The sequence below is a fragment of the Brevibacterium sp. CFH 10365 genome (genome assembly GCF_009299785.1).
Taxonomy (GTDB): Bacteria; Actinomycetota; Actinomycetes; order Actinomycetales; family Brevibacteriaceae; genus Brevibacterium; species Brevibacterium limosum.
On sequence record NZ_VIGO01000004.1, the window covers coordinates 128,527 to 144,143 of the forward strand.

Annotated in this window: 11 protein-coding genes; 2 read left to right on the forward strand and 9 right to left on the reverse strand. The window is 65.7% G+C overall.

The features are described from left to right. Positions 1-201: 201 nt before the first annotated feature. The 6 genes from FHG09_RS09215 to FHG09_RS09240 all read right to left on the reverse strand — a co-directional run bounded on the left by FHG09_RS09215 (position 202) and on the right by FHG09_RS09240 (position 9,861). Positions 202-2,760 carry a GNAT family N-acetyltransferase gene (locus FHG09_RS09215; protein WP_152347364.1) on the reverse strand — a complete coding sequence of 853 codons (2,559 nt, stop codon included), beginning with the start codon at positions 2,758-2,760 and terminating at the stop codon, positions 202-204. Next, positions 2,757-4,139, reverse strand: coding sequence for a lysine N(6)-hydroxylase/L-ornithine N(5)-oxygenase family protein (locus FHG09_RS09220; RefSeq protein ID WP_152347365.1), 1,383 nt, complete (start codon positions 4,137-4,139; stop codon positions 2,757-2,759). Before FHG09_RS09220 ends, FHG09_RS09215 begins: the two co-directional genes overlap by 4 nt. After that, the gene (locus FHG09_RS09225) at positions 4,136-5,650 is read right to left on the reverse strand and encodes a pyridoxal-dependent decarboxylase (protein ID WP_152347663.1); all 1,515 of its coding nucleotides are present in this window, start codon (positions 5,648-5,650) and stop codon (positions 4,136-4,138) included. Before FHG09_RS09225 ends, FHG09_RS09220 begins: the two co-directional genes overlap by 4 nt. A 775-nt stretch (positions 5,651-6,425) precedes the next feature. Further along, the gene (guaB, locus tag FHG09_RS09230) at positions 6,426-7,952 is read right to left on the reverse strand and encodes an IMP dehydrogenase (RefSeq protein WP_152347366.1); all 1,527 of its coding nucleotides are present in this window, start codon (positions 7,950-7,952) and stop codon (positions 6,426-6,428) included. A gap of 157 nt (positions 7,953-8,109) precedes the next feature. Further along, entirely contained in the window at positions 8,110-8,772 is a 663-nt protein-coding gene (locus FHG09_RS09235) for a GntR family transcriptional regulator (RefSeq protein ID WP_152347367.1), read from the reverse strand. 9 nt (positions 8,773-8,781) lie between these two features. Continuing rightward, positions 8,782-9,861: a pseudouridine synthase gene (locus FHG09_RS09240; RefSeq protein ID WP_152347368.1), complete on the reverse strand. Its 1,080-nt coding sequence runs from the start codon at positions 9,859-9,861 to the stop codon at positions 8,782-8,784. A 225-nt stretch (positions 9,862-10,086) separates the two neighbouring features. Here FHG09_RS09240 and FHG09_RS09245 point away from each other — a divergent pair, with 225 nt between their 5' ends. After that, on the forward strand, positions 10,087-10,539 hold the full coding sequence (locus FHG09_RS09245) for a hypothetical protein (protein ID WP_152347369.1): 453 nt from the start codon (positions 10,087-10,089) through the stop codon (positions 10,537-10,539). A gap of 350 nt (positions 10,540-10,889) precedes the next feature. Here the strand turns inward: FHG09_RS09245 and FHG09_RS09250 are convergent, their stop codons facing one another. Both FHG09_RS09250 and FHG09_RS09255 read right to left on the reverse strand, forming a co-directional pair. Next, positions 10,890-12,668 carry an acyl-CoA dehydrogenase family protein gene (locus FHG09_RS09250; RefSeq protein ID WP_152347370.1) on the reverse strand — a complete coding sequence of 593 codons (1,779 nt, stop codon included), beginning with the start codon at positions 12,666-12,668 and terminating at the stop codon, positions 10,890-10,892. Then, complete coding sequence (locus FHG09_RS09255) at positions 12,665-13,267, reverse strand: TetR/AcrR family transcriptional regulator (protein WP_152347371.1); 603 nt, start codon at positions 13,265-13,267, stop codon at positions 12,665-12,667. The genes FHG09_RS09250 and FHG09_RS09255 overlap by 4 nt, the downstream gene beginning before the upstream one ends. 135 nt (positions 13,268-13,402) lie before the next feature. On the opposite strand from FHG09_RS09255, the gene FHG09_RS09260 reads away from it, so the two are divergent. Next, a complete protein-coding gene (locus FHG09_RS09260; protein WP_152347372.1) occupies positions 13,403-14,920 on the forward strand; it encodes a class I adenylate-forming enzyme family protein in 1,518 nt (505 codons plus the stop codon). Positions 14,921-14,956: 36 nt separating this feature from the next. Here FHG09_RS09260 and FHG09_RS09265 read toward each other — a convergent pair whose 3' ends face one another. Beyond that, positions 14,957-15,616: a DUF1707 domain-containing protein gene (locus tag FHG09_RS09265; protein ID WP_193627336.1), complete on the reverse strand. Its 660-nt coding sequence runs from the start codon at positions 15,614-15,616 to the stop codon at positions 14,957-14,959. Between the last annotated feature and the right edge of the window lies 1 nt (position 15,617).

The following is a 15,617-nucleotide window of genomic DNA, read 5'->3' on the forward strand; positions in this document are numbered from 1 at the left end:
CCGAGGCGGGACCCCTTTCCGGAGTCCCGCCTCGGCGAGTGGCGTGTTCTGCTGCGTCGATTCACCGACCGCACAGCGCAGTGGCGAGCGCACGCACTGGCTCGGTCCTCCTTCGCTGAGCGCTCGAGTCACCGTCGCGGTATCAAGTGATGCAGCGAGCGGTCGACGCTCAGGCGAGCGGTCGGCGTGGCGCCATATGACTCAGCGGGCCACGGGGTTGGGCATGGTGCCCGCGTAGAGCAGGGATTCTGCCTGATTGCCGATGTCGACCATCTGCTTCGTGTTCTTCAGCTGCAGCCGATTGAGGCATGAGTGGGCGAAGTGTTCGGCACGCAGGTCGACGTCACCGCTGACTCCATGAGCAGTGTCCGGGTGCTCTGTCTCGTAGTCGTCGAGGGTCTCAGCGACGGTCGCCCAGAACCGGTCGGCCGGCAGCAGTCCATCAGCATCGAGGATGCCAGACAGGTGGCGCAGGACCCCGTCGAACATGTCGGTGAAGACCGATAGGGCTTTCTCATCACCAGGCACGAGTGCGCGAATGCGTTCGACGTCGGTGGGCAGTTCGCGGTGGCCGACCACGGCGACTTCCTCACCGATGTCCTTCATGAATGCTCCGGTCACGACATGGTCGTCGAGGATGAGGATGAGGTTCTCCCCGTGCGGCATGAACACGAGATCGTGTGCGAGCAGCGCATGCACAAGCGGTTTCAGGTAGGCCTGCAGGTAACTGCGCAGCCACGCCGCCGCACTCAGCCCCGATGCGCTGATGAGCTCACCGGCCAACGAGACACCCTGATGATCCCGGTGCAACAAGGCGGCCATCGTAATGAGCCTCTGACCTGAGGCGATCTGCTCGACGGGGTTCTCCCGCCACAGGGCGGCGAGCATCTTCCGGTGCGGGTTCGTCTCCTTCGTTCGGTGATAAACGTCACCGGTGTAGCCGAGAGCGGCGCGCTCCCTCAGGACGCGGAATCCGGCGCTCCCAAAGGTGTCATCGGAGGCGATGAGGTTCGCAACCCAGTCGTTGATGGCAGGGGTGTCGCGCATGTACTTCGGCGACAGTCCGCGCAGGAATCCCATGTTCTGCACGGCGAGAGCGACCTTGACGTACGGGGCTCCGGTCCGAGAGTGGTTGAAGAACGTGCGCAGCGACTGCTGCGCCTGGTGCTTATCGAGCCCCTCCCCGAGCGGCAGCAGATCACCGCGGGCGATGTCGGCGGCGAAGGTGATCGCCAGTCGATGGTCGGCCTGCCAGGGGTGGATCGGCATGAGGTGGAAGTCCGCCGGGTCCTGGCCTGCCGCCCGGATCCGGGAGCCGAAGAGGTCCCGTTCGGCTTCGCTGAGCGCCTCACCGAGGTGGCTCTCCTCACCGAGTCCGGCGCCTAAGGACAGATGACTGAGTTCACGCCTCACCGCCACCCATTCGATGCGACGCCACTCACCGTTCTCCGGCGCCCACTTACGGAAGTCGTCGAGTCCGAACCCGATGCGGCCGTTGTTCGCGAGGAACCCGGGGTGGCCCTCTGTCATGGCCGCCTCAACGGTCTGGAAATCCGCCTGGACGAGAGCCCGCGAGTCGGGCCGGCGCCCGGCCCGAGCGTCCTCGAGTTTGTACGCGGCCCCGGCCAGAGTCGAGGCAAGCTCCTCGAGGTAGGTCGAGATGAGATCCTCCGGGATGGAGAGTTCGTCCTGGAGCTCGACGACGAGTTCCTGCGCGTCGAGGGCGAGTTCGGCTTCGCCGTTCCACCGGGTGATGCTGGCTTCGTCGATGACCCAGTGCTCGAGCGGCAGCACACTAGCGGTGAAGGTGTACCGGCTGGCACCGTCGATGCTCAGTTCCCATTGGTCGCCCTCGACCGGCGCCGGGGTGATGAGCCGTTCGTGGGCGAATTCGGACAGGGCTTTGGCGACGAGGTGGCGCTGCACGACGGCGAACGCATCGGCGTTGAGATGGGAATACGGTGCGGGTGGTACTGCGGCGCCCCGGCCTGGACGTGATTCGGGGAACCTCTGATCATGCGCTTCCTCGGCCTCACCCACGAGCGACGCCTGGAGACCGGCGGCCACAAACGGAGCCAGCGCGCTGGCCTCGAAATCGGCGCGGGTGCACACGCTCACGAGCGCCCGCTTCTCGATCTCGCCCATCATGATGGTCGCCTCGGTGATGGGGGTGAAACCGGCGGCCCGGTTCTTCTCGATGATCGCGTCGTTTCGGGCATCGGGTTCGACGACGACGCGATCGGCTCCACGTCCGCCCTGGTCAGCGGGCTTGAGGCAGAAGTCGATGACGGAGGCCATGATGCGGTCGGTGAGGCCGTGCACGGACGGTCCGGTCGGCGGTGCCACGAGCAGGTGCATCCCGATGTCGTCGGGTCCGGTAGTTAGGACGTTCTGCGGGATGAGGCTGTCCGGTGTGTAGGTCTCGACGTAGAAGCACGCATCTCCGTCGACCGAGCCGAGCCAACCGGCATCGTCCGCGGAGTCCCGGATTCCCTCAAGATAGGTCCGGACTTCATCCTCGTTGAGGTCGGTCATCATCCAATAGTGGGCGCGAGGGTGCGTGAGCCATTCGTGGATCCGGACGGCATCACGGTCGACATCGAGAGGGCGGATGCTCACCCTCGCCGAGGCGGCCGTGAGCTTCACGTCCGAGCTGAGACCCGTGTTCGCCTCGGTTGTGTTCGTATCCGCGCCGGCTGTCGGGGCGGTTCCGTCGGCTTCGGTGGTTGCGTTCGGGTCGGTGATCAGTTCAGTAGTCATGCGTGTGACATCTCCTTGGAGTCGTCGAAGGCAAAGGCGGCATCGGGCACGGCATCGGATTCATCGGCCGGCACCCCGAAGGTCTGGAAGGCGATGGTCCGTTCGATCGGATAGGGTTCCCGACCGGTCACCGCCGCCAGCACCACCGAGGCTCGCCACGGGCCGAAGCCCAGGTCAGGAGCGGTGACGCCGTGCGTATGCTCTTCGCCATTGAGGACGTGGATGGTGCCCTCGTCGTTGATCGTGTAGTGACGGCTGACGTCGAGGCGGCCGCGAGAATCCAGGCGCACCTCTCCCCCGAGCGGCTCCAGGAAGTCCGGCACCTGCGACTTGTATCCGGTGGCCGCGACCACGGAACCGGACCGCCTGGTGAAGGTCTTGTCCAGGGCCGTATGGCGGAAGCCGAGCAGGTATTCGCCACTGATCGGGTCGATCTGGGCGGTCTTGAGTTCGGCCTCGGAGATGAGGTTCGTCAACAGCTGCCGCCCGCCCCGGCTCAGCCGGTAGAGAGTGTCGTGGATGTCGTCGACGAGATCGGCCGAGATGCCCTTGTACAGAGTGCGCTGCTCACGACCGACACGTTCGCGCAGCTCATCGGGCAGGGCACGGAAGTGGTCGGTGTACTCCGGTGACGTCATCTCGAGGGTGAGCTTCGTGTATTCCATCGGGAAGAACCGTGGCGACCGGGTCACCCAGTCCAGGCGCACGCCGCGGTCTTCGGCATCGTCGATGAGGTCGCGGTAGATCTCAGCGGCGGACTGGCCGCTGCCGATGATCGTGATCGCCCCGGATTCGAGCAGCGCTTCCCGATTCTCGAGGTAGTCGGCGGTGTGGATGAGCGGCCCGGCCCCTCGCCTGAGTCCCTGCAGGGCAGGTGGCAGCACCGGCTGAGTGCCCACGCCGAGGACGAGATGCCTGGCGCGGTAGGTTTCGGTCGCCACGACCGAACCCGAGTCGTCGGCCACCTCGGCGAGGGCGGTGTACACGCCGTCCTCCCTGGTCACGGACACGACGCGGCGGTTCCAGCGCAGCGAATCCAGCTGGGCGGCGACCCACCGGCAGTATTCGTCGAATTCGGCGCGCAGCGGGTAGAAGGATTCGCGGATGTAGAAGGGGTAGAGCCGCCGGCGTTCCTTGAGGAAGTTTAGGAACGAATACGGCGAGGTCGGGTCGGCCATGGTGACGAGATCGGCGAGGAACGGCACCTGGATGGTCGAGCCCTCGAGCATCATTCCCGGGTGCCAGCGGAATTCGGGCCGCTGGTCGAGGAATACCGCGTCGACGTCGTTGAGCGGCTCCGACAGTGCGGCCAGGCCGAGTCCGAAGGGACCGATTCCGACACCGAGGATGTCGTGGATGTGCGTGGACTCTGCGCTCATGCTGCGCCTCCTTCTGTCGCGGCGCCCTCGAGATCCCGACCGGCGAGGATGCCGTGCCCGGTGGCGCGGACGAGGTCGAGGACGGCGGTGACGTCATCGACGCTGGTATCGGGGTTGAGCAGGGTGAGTTTGAGCCACGGTCTGCCGTCGATGACGGTGCGGGCGATGGCGGCGCGGCCGGAGCGGAAGAGGACGCGGCGGATGAGTGGGACGAGTTCGTCGCAGGTGGCCCTGTCCGCGGTCGCCGGGGTGAATCGGAAGAGCACCGTAGACAGGTCCGAGGCCCCGAGCACCTCGAAATCCGCCTGCCCCTCGAGCAGTGCCCGGACGTCGGTCGCGAGGTCGCAGACGGTGTCGAGCATCGTCCCGATCTCGCCCGCGCCACGAGCGCGCAGCGTTGTCCAGAGCTTGAGCGCATCGAAGCGGCGGGTGGTCTGCAGCGATTTGTCGACCTGGTTCGGTTCGGCGTCGGCTTCGAGCGCTTCGGCTTCGGGGTTGAGGTAGTCGTGGTGGTGGATCGTCGGCGCGAACAGGTTCGCGTCCCTGATCAGCAGGGCCGAGGAGGATACCGGCTGGAAGAACGTCTTATGGAAATCGATGGTCACCGAGGTGGCCTTCCCGATCCCGTCGAGCAGGTGGGCTCGAGCCGGGGCCCAGAGCAGACCACCGCCGTATGCGGCGTCGACGTGCATCCACACGTTCGCGGCTTCGCAGACCCCGGCGATGGTCTCGAGCGGGTCGATGACGCCGAGGTCGGTGGTTCCGGCGGTCGCGACAACGGCCATGGGGATCGCGTCGTGAGCGTCGATCGACAGCAGGCTCGCGTTGAGCGCTTCGGCGTCCATGCGGCCGGAGGCGTCAGTCGGCACGGTGACGACCGCCTCGGCGTCGAGGCCGAGGAGGAATGCCGCGCGGGACACGGAGAAGTGGGCCTGGTCGGTGGCGAGGATCCGCAGCCGGGACAGCTGGTCACGGCGACTTGGCCGGTCGGACGGGGCGGAGGGGCCGCCTCGGCGAGGTTCGGCATCATCGGACTCGCCGCGGTCGGACTCGTCGGCATGATCGGCCAGCCCGGCGAGGACGTTTTCGCGGGCGAGGAACAGCGCCTGGAGATTCGATTGGGTGCCGCCGGAGGTGAAGATTCCGTCGCCGCCGGCGAAGCCGAGGTGGCCGCAGGTCCAGTCGACGAGGCGGCGTTCCATGAGGGTGGCGACCTCGGACTGGTCGTAGGTGTCGACCGAGGTGTTGATGGCCGCGAGCATCGCTTCGGCGGCGACGGCGGGCACGGCGACGGGGCAGTTGAGGTGGGCGACGTAGCTGGGGTGGTGGAACCACACGGCGTTGTCGGCGTAGAGAGCGTCGACCTCGCGCAGGGCTTCGGCGTTGCCGACTCCGGCGGTGTCGAGGTCGACGGCATCGACGGCGGCCTGGAGTCCGGAGCGATCCTTCGCCGAGGATGCCCGCTCAGACGTGCGGAAACGTTCGCCGAGTGCGTCGACGACGTTGTGCATGAGGGCCGAGTACTCGTCTGCGCTGTGGGCGCCGAGGAGCGCGTCGGTGTAAGTGGTGTGTGGCGCGACGGCGTGAGTGCCGTGGGGTGTGTCGGCGTGAGCGCCGTGGTCGGCGTGAGCGCCATGATCGGCGTCGCTGCTGGTGGGGTCAGCGCTGTTCGTCTCGGATGGTGCGCTCGGGGTGGGGTCCGAGTGGGGAGTTTCGGGGGTCTGAAGGGGTGCTGAGGTGGGTGTCGCTTCGGCGTCGTAGAGCAGAGAAGTCGTCACTGTGAGGTTTCCTCCTTCGATGATGCGTGCCGCGAAGCGCGGCGCGCATTAGGGAAACCTACCCTAACTACTCGCGTTTCCGAAGGGGCTCTGACACGACTCGATGACTACGGAAGTAGACCTCCCACCGGGGTCGATGCCGTCGTTCCCAGCGCTCACAAGGCAAGGCGACCGTTCTCACTACGGGTGCATCGCGCGGAAAATCAGCGCGTGGCATTCGTCACATCAGGGTGTGTCATCCAGCATCGTGAGACAGCAGGCGCCCGCAGATTGCCGATTCTCTGGTCGATCCGTGGCGATTCTGCCCGCCCAAACGTAGGTCGCGTTCGGATACTTCTATCGCCGGAAAGTATCCGATAGTTACCTATTCTCCGCCGCACAGCCGCGCACCCGCACGCCAGCACTCGCGGACTCAAGCCGGCCCTCCAAGAACCCACACGCAAAAAGCCGCAGCCCCCCGCGAAAAAGCAGGAACTGCGGCTTCTCACCGACCAGAGAGGCGACTACGTCACTTCACGACGTAGTTGGGGGCCTCGACGGTCATCTGGATATCGTGCGGGTGGCTTTCCTTCAGGCCCGCGGTGGTCAGGCGGACGAACTTGCCCTTGCCCTTGAGCTCGCCGACGGTGCGAGCGCCGACGTAGAACATCGTCTGGCGCAGACCGCCGGTGAGCTGGTGGGCGACCTGTTTGAGGTGTCCGCGGTAGGCGACTCGGCCTTCGATGCCCTCGGGGATGAGGTCGGTGTCGGTGGCGATATCGGCCTGGAAGTAGCGGTCCTTCGAATACGACTTGCCCTTTCGTGGGGCCATCGCGCCCAGCGAGCCCATGCCGCGGTAGGCCTTGTACTGCTTGCCGTTGACGAAGATGAGTTCGCCTGGCGACTCGTTGCAGCCGGCCAGCAGGGAGCCGAGCATGACGGTGTCCGCACCGGCTACCAGGGCCTTGCCGATGTCACCGGAGTACTGGAGTCCGCCATCGGCGATGACCGGGACTCCGGCGGCGCGAGCGGCCTGAGCGGCGAGGTGGACGGCTGTGACCTGCGGGACGCCGACGCCGGCGACGACACGGGTGGTGCAGATCGATCCGGGTCCCACGCCGACCTTGACGGCATCGACCCCGGCATCGACGAGCGCCTGCGCGCCTTCCTTCGTGGCGACGTTTCCGCCGATGATCTGCACGGCGGAGAACGCCGGGTCGGACTTGATCTTCTTGATCATGTCGGTGACTCCGCGGGCGTGGCCGTTGGCGGTGTCGACGACGAGAACGTCGGCTCCCGCCTCGGCGAGCATTCCGGCACGCTCGTAGGCGTCACCGTAGAACCCGACGGCGGCACCGACACGCAGGCGACCTTCATCGTCCTTGGTGGCCAGCGGATACTCCTCGGTCTTGACGAAGTCCTTGACGGTGATGAGGCCCTGGATGACGTTGTTGTCGTCGACCAAGGGCAGCTTCTCGACCTTGTGCTCGGCCAGCAGTTCGAAGGCCTTTTCGGCGGCCACGCCGACGGGGGCGGTGACCAGCGGCATCTTCGTCATGGTCTCGGCGACGGTGCGAGTGGGGAATTCGCTGCGGGTGACGAAGCGCAGGTCACGGTTGGTCACGATGCCGACGAGCACATTGTTCTCGTCGACGACGGGCAGTCCGGAGATGCGGTACTTGCCGCAGATCTCGTCGAGCTCTTCCAGCGTCTTGTCCGCGGTGATCGTCAGCGGGTCGTTGATCATGCCCGATTCGGAGCGCTTGACGTAGTCGACCTGTTTCGCCTGATCCTCGGCGGAGAGGTTGCGGTGGATGATGCCCAAGCCGCCGATGCGGGCCATGGCGATCGCCATCCGGGACTCGGTCACGGTGTCCATAGCCGCGGAGACGAGCGGGATGTTGAGCTCGATCTCCTTGGTCAGTCGGGAGGCCGTGGAGGCTTCGGAAGGGATGACATCGGTGTCGCCTGGCAGGAGGAGGACATCGTCATACGTGAGTCCCGTCAGCGAGAACGGATCGTTTGCGGCCTGTGATTCCTGCTCAGGGTTTCCCATGAAGACAGCCTTTCGACGCGAAGATACGGTGGCTCAATGGTATCGGAGCGCGACAGTCGACCGCTATGGGTTCAAGTACCGACCACTGTGAGACTGGCTACACAGGAAACGCTGTCTTAGCGGCGCTGAAACGAAGACGACCATGCATCGAAGCGCTTCAGCGCCCCTCCCCCACGGACCGTGCGAGGTCGAGCGTCGAGGCTTCGGAATCGTCGAGGTGGATGCGCAGCAGGCCCTCGGCCCCCTGCCGGTCCCCGGATTTCATCTTCTCGAGGATGTCCCGGTGCGGATTGGCCCAGTGTGAGTGGTATTTGCCGGGTTCGGGCGAGCGCGAGAACGTCGTCGACAGCCGGGCCATGAGGTTGAGGTAGAACTCGTCGAGCAGCGGTGAGCCGAGCAGGCCGACGATCGCCCGGTGGAACGATGCCGAGTGTTCCTGCGCATCGGCCCAGGTTTCGTTCTTCGGTGCCGTTTCGGCCCTGATCACGGAGGCTTCGACAGCGGCCATCGACTCGTCGGTGGCGTCTTGTGATTCCTGGACGGCGCGGATCTCGAAGACCCGGCGGGCGCGGTAGAGGTCCTTGAGTTCGTCGATGCCGAAGGTGGAGACGAAGAAGCCCCGGTTGGGTTCCTGAGTGAGCAGCCCGGCGTGGCGCAGCAGGCTCAGCGATTCGCGGGCGGTGTTGCGCGAAACGTTGAATTCCTTGGCCAAGGCACCATCGCGAACCGGGCTTCCTGCCGGGTATTCACCATCGGTGATGCGGGTGCGGACAAGGGCGACGATGGCCTCTGAGGTGCATCCGGGGGCGTGTGGACTCATAACACCAGGCTACCGGGTTTCGCCTGATTCGGAGCTGACCGCGGCAGGATCGAGCTCGAGTCCGCTCTCGAATCGTCGGCTCAGCCCCGTGAGCGGATCATCGAATGCGATCTCCGCGGCCAGCAGCTGCAGCGGTGAGGTGAAGTCGTAGGGATCCGGGGCGAGGTCGATCGGATAGACCGGATCGCCGAGGATGGGCAGCCCGAGCGCGTTCATGTGCACCCGCAGCTGGTGCGTCTTTCCCGTGACCGGTTCGAGTTCGTATTCGGCAACCGCTCGCCGAGGCGATGCTCCGCTTCCGTCCCCCGCCCATTCGGACGGGGCACCGTCAGCTCCACCTCGCCGAGGCAGTCCCGCAGTATCCGTGTCACCGCACGTCGACCCGGCGGGCGGTGAGGTGATGGTCCGAAGCAGCCGGATCCGGCTGATCGCGTTCGCCTCACCCTCCACTTCGAGGACCTGGCGTCCGCCTAAGGGTTTGACCAAGCGCGATTCCCGGACGAGCGGGAATTCGAGCTCCGGTGGCGGGGCCGGCGCCAGCGCGCGGTAAGTCTTGCTGACCCGACGGTCTTGGAACAGGCGCTGGTAGCGGCCGCGTGTCTCGGGCCGTTTCGACAGAACGAGCAGGCCGGCGGTGATCCGGTCGAGGCGGTGGATGGCGACGAGGTCGGGCTGGTCGAGGTCGACGCGCAGACGGGTGACGACGCATTCGCGGACGAATCGCCCGTTCGGGGTGCTGGCCAGGAAATGAGGCTTGTCGACGATGAGGAGATCGTCATCCTCGAACACGATGCCGACGTCGAACGGGATCCGCTCTTCGGGTGGGACGGGGCGGTGGAAGAAGTAGAAGCCGCCGGGGATGACCGGATCGTCCCAGGTCACCGGTCGGCCCGCCTCGTCGCGCATGTCCCCATCGGTCAGCAGCGCCCGTCGGGACTCGGGTGCCGCCTCGGGGAATTCGGATTCGAGCCACGCTCCGATCGAGTCGGGAACGGGCAGGTGATTCTTCGCGTGGGTGGCCTTGCCGCCGGGGGCACGCAGCGCGGTCGCCGAGATTCCTTCTCGAGGCGGGAGCGGACTGCGGGGCATGGGGCCAAGTCTATGCGGTGCCTCCGTCTTCGCGGTCGGCCGCGCGTCGGCGCGGAACCTCCGTCATCGCGGTCGGCCGCGCACCGGTGTGGAACCGCACGACGTCGGCTTCGCATCGGCGCGGAACCGCACGACGTCTGCCGCATACCGCAGATCGACATCGTTTCCCGCAAAACTCCGAGACGCCTTCGAAATCCCGACGCATCAGCACCTATGGTGGGAGACATGGACCGCACCGAGCTCACGCAGGACTTCCTCTGCGAGAAGGTCGTCACGCCGATCGTTCTCGCGATGTTCGCCAATTATGAGTGGGACAGCATAGCGATGCTCCACGACCCCGATGACGAGCGCCGGACCATCGCGAGGATCGTCGTCGCAGGAGAAGCCGTCGAAGTCCTCCTCGATTTCCCCGGCAGCGAAGAGAGCCTCTATGACATGCAGGAGCGGCTCGTCGACGAGTTCAGGACCTTCATCGACAGATCCGAATTCGGTGCGCGTCGCACCGCGGAGTGGGAGGCCGATACGTTCAATGCCGAGCGCACACCGGCCGCGGTGACCCGCACTCCCCGACCGGACTTCGTAGGACCGTCCGAGTGCACAAAACGTCGCCTGCGCAATCGCGGTCGGGTCATGCGCGTCGACCGCCGTCGCTGCGTCTCCGCTCACCGCCGCGGCTGAGGTCTCGGCTGTTCCGGCTGAGGTCTCAGCTGTTCTGAGGATGACCGCCGCTCTGCGCGGAAACGCCCGTCGGGCCATCCCACACCCTTATCTGACACAGTCCCGACACACTTCTCGGACACCAGCTGGGTCTTTTCTGCGGTCCACCGGCGGCGAAGGCTGTTTTGGTCGTGGTTTCTTTGGAATCATCACGTTCTTCGGTGAGCATTTCAGAAGAAGGTGTATCGATTCGCCGGAGCCTGCCGTTGCAATCACGTCTCTGCGACCGTGCCCTCCTCGAAGTGCGGCAGTGCTTCCCAGCTCACACTGTGCTCGATACTTCGTGGCCGGCACCGTCGCGGCCAGTACGCTCACGCCCGTTCGACAAGGAAGTCGATGTCGACTCCGTCGGGAAGCGCTCCGTATTCGCGGCCCCGGTCGGCGCCGAGGCGGGCCGCCGCAAAGCTTGATGCCACCTCGGCTGGAGCGGATTCGAAGAGGATCGCCGCCTGCATGAGCAGCGCCATCTTCTCCACGAGGACTCGACCTCTGGCCTGCAGCGCCGCCTGCGCGGCCGCATCTCCGCTGTCGAGGCCCTGCACCGCATCCTGGAGGGACCTGGCCAGCGACTCATAGGCCGCGTCGAAGTCCGCATGCCGGCCCAGTCCGGTCTCGAGGAAGCCGAGGAAGGTCTTCGCGCTCCGCGGTTCGCGGGCCAGGGCACGCAGCACGTCGAGGACGATGACGTTGCCGGAGCCTTCCCACACCGCCATCACCGGCTGCTCCCGGTAGCGGCGGGCCAGCGGGAACGCCTCGGTGTAGCCGTTGCCGCCGAGGCATTCGAGTGCCTCGTAGGCGTGTTCGGGGCCGCGTTTGCAGATCCAGTACTTGGCGACGGCTGTCGCCAGGCGGCGGAAATCGGCCGCCTCGGCGCCGTCGTCGTCGTATGCGGCAGCCAGATGCAGGGCCGTATAGGTGGCCGCTTCGGTTTCGAGCTGGAGGTCGGCGATGACGGCGCGCATGAGCGGTTGGTCGATGAGCGTGGACCCGAAGGCCGCGCGTCCGCGGGCGTGCCAGGCCGCCTCGGCGACGCATTGGCGCATGCCGGCAGCCGATCCGAGGACGCAGTCGAGCCGGGTCTGGGCCACCATCTCGATGATCGTGCGCACTCCCTTGCCGGGCTGTCCGAGCAGCCAGCCTTCGGTGGCGTCGAACTCGACTTCCGAGGAGGCGTTGGATCTGTTGCCGAGCTTGTCCTTGAGCCGTTGGATGCGCACCGAGTTGAGGTCGCCGCCGGGCAGGACACGGGGTACGACGAAGCAGCTCGGGCCCTCATCGAGCTGGGCGATGACGAGGAACGCGTCGGACTGCGGGGCCGAGCAGAACCATTTGTGGCCGGTGATGAGGAAATGGTCTCCGGACGGGGCCGCGCAGGTGGTGTTTGCGCGGATGTCCGATCCGCCCTGCTTCTCCGTCATCGCCATGCCGAAGGTCACAGCGGTCTTCCTCGCCGGGTCGATCCGCCGCGGATCGTAGCCGGCGGCGGTGGCGCGCGGCACCCAGAAATCGGCGAGCGCGGAATCGGCTCGCAGAGACGGCACGACCGCGTGCGTCATCGACACCGGACAGGCGTGGCCGGGTTCGATCTGCGAGAACAGCATGAACCGCACCGCCCGTTCGACGTTGGCCCCCGGCCCGGGGTGCGTCCATGCATAGGAGTGTGCTTCCGCGTCGAGCGCATCGCCGATGATCCGGTGGTAGGCCGGGTGGAACTCGATCTCGTCGGTGCGGTTGCCCCAGTCGTCGTGGGTGCGCAGCTCCGGTCCATGGACGTTGGCCAGCCGGGCATCGTTGATGAAGTCCGCGCTGCCGACGAGCGCTCCGATCCGTTCGAGTTCGTCGTGCGAGGCTCCCGGCCCGTAGCGGGCCAGCGCATCTTTCAGCGCCGTATTCAGCGTGAACTCGTTGATATCTCGCCGAGGCGGCGCTTGGTTGAACACCGAATGCGTCGTCCGCGGTGTGGTCGGGTCGACCGCAGGGCTCGTGGAGCGTGTGGCCCCAGGGCCTGCGGAACGTGTGGCCCCAGAGCCTGCGGAACGTGTGGCCGCAGGGTCTGCGGTCGTTGACGCGATGCCGGGCGTCGTGGTCATGATTCTCCTAATGCGGATCTGGTGAACGTGGTCAGCGCGCTGATGAGAGTCTCGATCTCAGCGGGGCTCGGATTCGGGGCGGTCGGGTCGAGGATGTCGACGAGGTTCTCTCCGATGCTTCCGACGATCGACCGGGCGGCCACCTCGGTGGGGATCTGCATGTCACCCACGCGGTCCAGGGCTGCGCCGATGGCGGCGACATACTCGCGGCGCAGCCGCAGGCGTTCGCTCTGAACCGGCTCGGGAACCTCTTCGAGCAGCAGGGCGTGGGCGAGCCGGCGACCGGCGAATGCGCGGCGGACGAAGACTTCGACGGTCGATTCCGCGATCTCGGCGGCAGTCGCTGCGTCGGCGACGGTATCGGCGATGACGTCCAGTTCGTGACCGGCGGCCTGGGCGAAGACCAACCGCAGCAGCTCATCACGGTTGCTGAAGTACGTGTAGATCGACCCAGCGCTGCAGTCGGCCTCAACGGCGACCGCGGTCACGCTCGCCGAGGCGAATCCCCCGCGGGCGATGACATGACGGGCGGCGCGTTCGATGCCGGCTCGGCGGGCTTCGGCATTGGCTCGGGTGCGCTGAGTTGCGCGATACGCCATTGTCGCCCCTTCGGTCGCAGCGGCACGACACTGTCGAGTTCATCGACCTGGTCGCCTGTCCAGGAAGTCACTTCCCCAAAGAAATGAATCGTGGTTCAATTGTTCTCAGTATGACACTCGTCACAAGGAGAAGCAATGAAGCTTGGAACCATGCTCGACACCACTGTCCTGCGGAACCCGGACAAAGAGGCCGTGGTCTATCAGCACCAGCGCTTCACCTACGCCGAGCTGCGCCGCCGGGCACTCAAGGCCGCCCAGGTTCTCGCCGACAACGGAATCCGGCCCGGTGACGCAGTGGGCATCATGACTTTCAATGTTCCGGGTTTCGTCTTCGCAGCCTTCGGCACGTGGTACCTCGGCGCGACCGTCGTGCCGGTCAATCACAAGTTCCAAGCCCCGGAGGTCAAGTACACGATCGAGCATTCGGGAGCGAAGCTCGGCATCGTCAGCACCGAACTCGCCGAGATCGCGCGGGCCGGGGCGCCGGACATCACCTGGCTGGAGACCGAACCCGAGACATCCGCCAGCTTCGATCTCCAGCTCGATGCCGCCGGGGAAGCCGAACCCGGCGACTTCACCGATGAGCAGGTCGCACAGATCCTCTACACCTCGGGCACGACGAGCTCGCCGAAGGGATGCGTGCATTCGCATCGCAACATCTTCCAAGTCGGGACGCTCATCAATCTCAACATGGGCTACCAGAGCGACGACCGGTACCTCATCTGCATGCCGATCTGGCACTCGGCGCCGCTGAACATCGCGCTCATCCCGACCATCCAGATGGGTGGGACCGTCGTCCTCCAGCGGTCATACCACCCGGTGGAATCGATGACGATCATCGCCGCGGAGCAGATCACGACGTTCTTCGGTCCCACCGTCGCCTATGTCGCGCCGATCATGACCGCGAAGAAGCTCGGACTCGACTTCGCCGACTATGACTTCTCGTCCATCCGCCGGTGGAACTACGGCGGTGCACCGATCGACCGGTCGACGGCGGCCATGCTCATCGACACCTACGGCACGAACCAGTTCTTCAACCTCTTCGGCATGTCCGAGATGGGTCCGACCGGATGCCTGCTCGGACCTGACGACCAGCTGCGCAAGGCCGGGTCCATCGGTCGGCATGCGATGGTCGGCAATGCCATGCGCGTGGTCAGTGCCGACGGCACCGAGGCGGGCCCCGGCGAGACCGGTGAGATCTGGTTCTCAGGTGACACCCGGATGCGCGAATACCTCGGCAACCCCACCGCCACCGAGGCGGCTTTCGAAGGCGAGTGGTACAAGACCGGCGATCTCGCCCGGCTCGACGAGGACGGATACCTCTATATCGTCGACCGCTCGAAGGACGTCATCATCGTCGGCGGCGAGAACGTGTACTCCCTCGAGGTCGAGGAGGCCGTCATCAGCCACGAGCGGGTCGCCGATGTCGCGGTCGTGGCGAAGCCGGATCCGCAGTGGGGCGAACAGGTCGTCGCCTTCATCACAACCACCGATGGTGAGGATTTCGGCGTCGAAGAGCTGCGCGACTTCCTGGCCGACAAGCTCGCTCGCTACAAGCTGCCGCGCGAGATCTTCACCATCGACGAGCTGCCGCGCAACCCTTCAGGCAAGCTGCTCAAACACAAGCTGCGCAGCGAGGTGGCCACCGGCTGAGCCCGGCCGGGCACCAGCACTGACAGTGACCAGCAATCACCTTTTCATCCTGCGTCGCTGGCGGAAGCTCGGGCCCCGAGCGATGAAGACTCCCGACCCGATGCTGCCGCGGACTCGAATGGTGGGGTACCCATCCCGCGCGGACTCATTGGCCTTGAACGTAATGACAGCGATCGGACTTCGTGCAAGCCCGGTGGAGTCGACTCCCCAACTGTCGGGCACGATGAGCTTGAGTGTGCCGGTGCGGGCTGCGACGTCGATGTCGATGATTTCGAGATCGCTGACGACCTCGAGGAAGTTGAGTTCGAGCAGCACTCCCGCGGGTTCGCAGCGCAGATACGGTTGCACCGGCCAGCGTCCCTGCCTGATGAGGCCGGTCCACGGCGAGCGCAGGATCTCCCGGTTGCCGGGAGCCTCACCGGGGCGTGTTTCTATAGCTGAATCGTCCGGGGTTCTTCTGACCATGGTCCCCGACAGTTCCGACGGCAGCTCGGTGACGATGTCGGCGAGGACTCGATCGAGGTCGACGGGAAATCGCGCGACTGCAACGAGTTCCATGCGGTCGTCGAGTTCTTCGACAGTGATCCTTCCCTCACCGGCGGCCGTCCTCAAGGCTTCGATGGCAGCATCTCGTTCGACGTCGCCGATACGTATGCGATGGTCTGGGCAGTCAGGTCGGCGATCGTCTTCAGACACT

Excerpts from the sequence above, each read along its gene's own strand:
- FHG09_RS09240 (WP_152347368.1), bottom strand. The coding sequence starts at position 9,861 with ATGCCCCGCAGTCCGCTCCCGCCTCGAGAAGGAATCTCGGCGACCGCG.
- FHG09_RS09260 (WP_152347372.1), top strand. The coding sequence starts at position 13,403 with ATGAAGCTTGGAACCATGCTCGACACCACTGTCCTGCGGAACCCGGAC.
- FHG09_RS09235 (WP_152347367.1), bottom strand. The coding sequence starts at position 8,772 with ATGAGTCCACACGCCCCCGGATGCACCTCAGAGGCCATCGTCGCCCTT.
- FHG09_RS09215 (WP_152347364.1), bottom strand. The coding sequence starts at position 2,760 with ATGACTACTGAACTGATCACCGACCCGAACGCAACCACCGAAGCCGAC.
- FHG09_RS09225 (WP_152347663.1), bottom strand. The coding sequence starts at position 5,650 with ATGCACAACGTCGTCGACGCACTCGGCGAACGTTTCCGCACGTCTGAG.
- FHG09_RS09245 (WP_152347369.1), top strand. The coding sequence starts at position 10,087 with ATGGACCGCACCGAGCTCACGCAGGACTTCCTCTGCGAGAAGGTCGTC.
- FHG09_RS09220 (WP_152347365.1), bottom strand. The coding sequence starts at position 4,139 with ATGAGCGCAGAGTCCACGCACATCCACGACATCCTCGGTGTCGGAATC.
- FHG09_RS09255 (WP_152347371.1), bottom strand. The coding sequence starts at position 13,267 with ATGGCGTATCGCGCAACTCAGCGCACCCGAGCCAATGCCGAAGCCCGC.
- FHG09_RS09250 (WP_152347370.1), bottom strand. The coding sequence starts at position 12,668 with ATGACCACGACGCCCGGCATCGCGTCAACGACCGCAGACCCTGCGGCC.
- guaB (WP_152347366.1), bottom strand. The coding sequence starts at position 7,952 with ATGGGAAACCCTGAGCAGGAATCACAGGCCGCAAACGATCCGTTCTCG.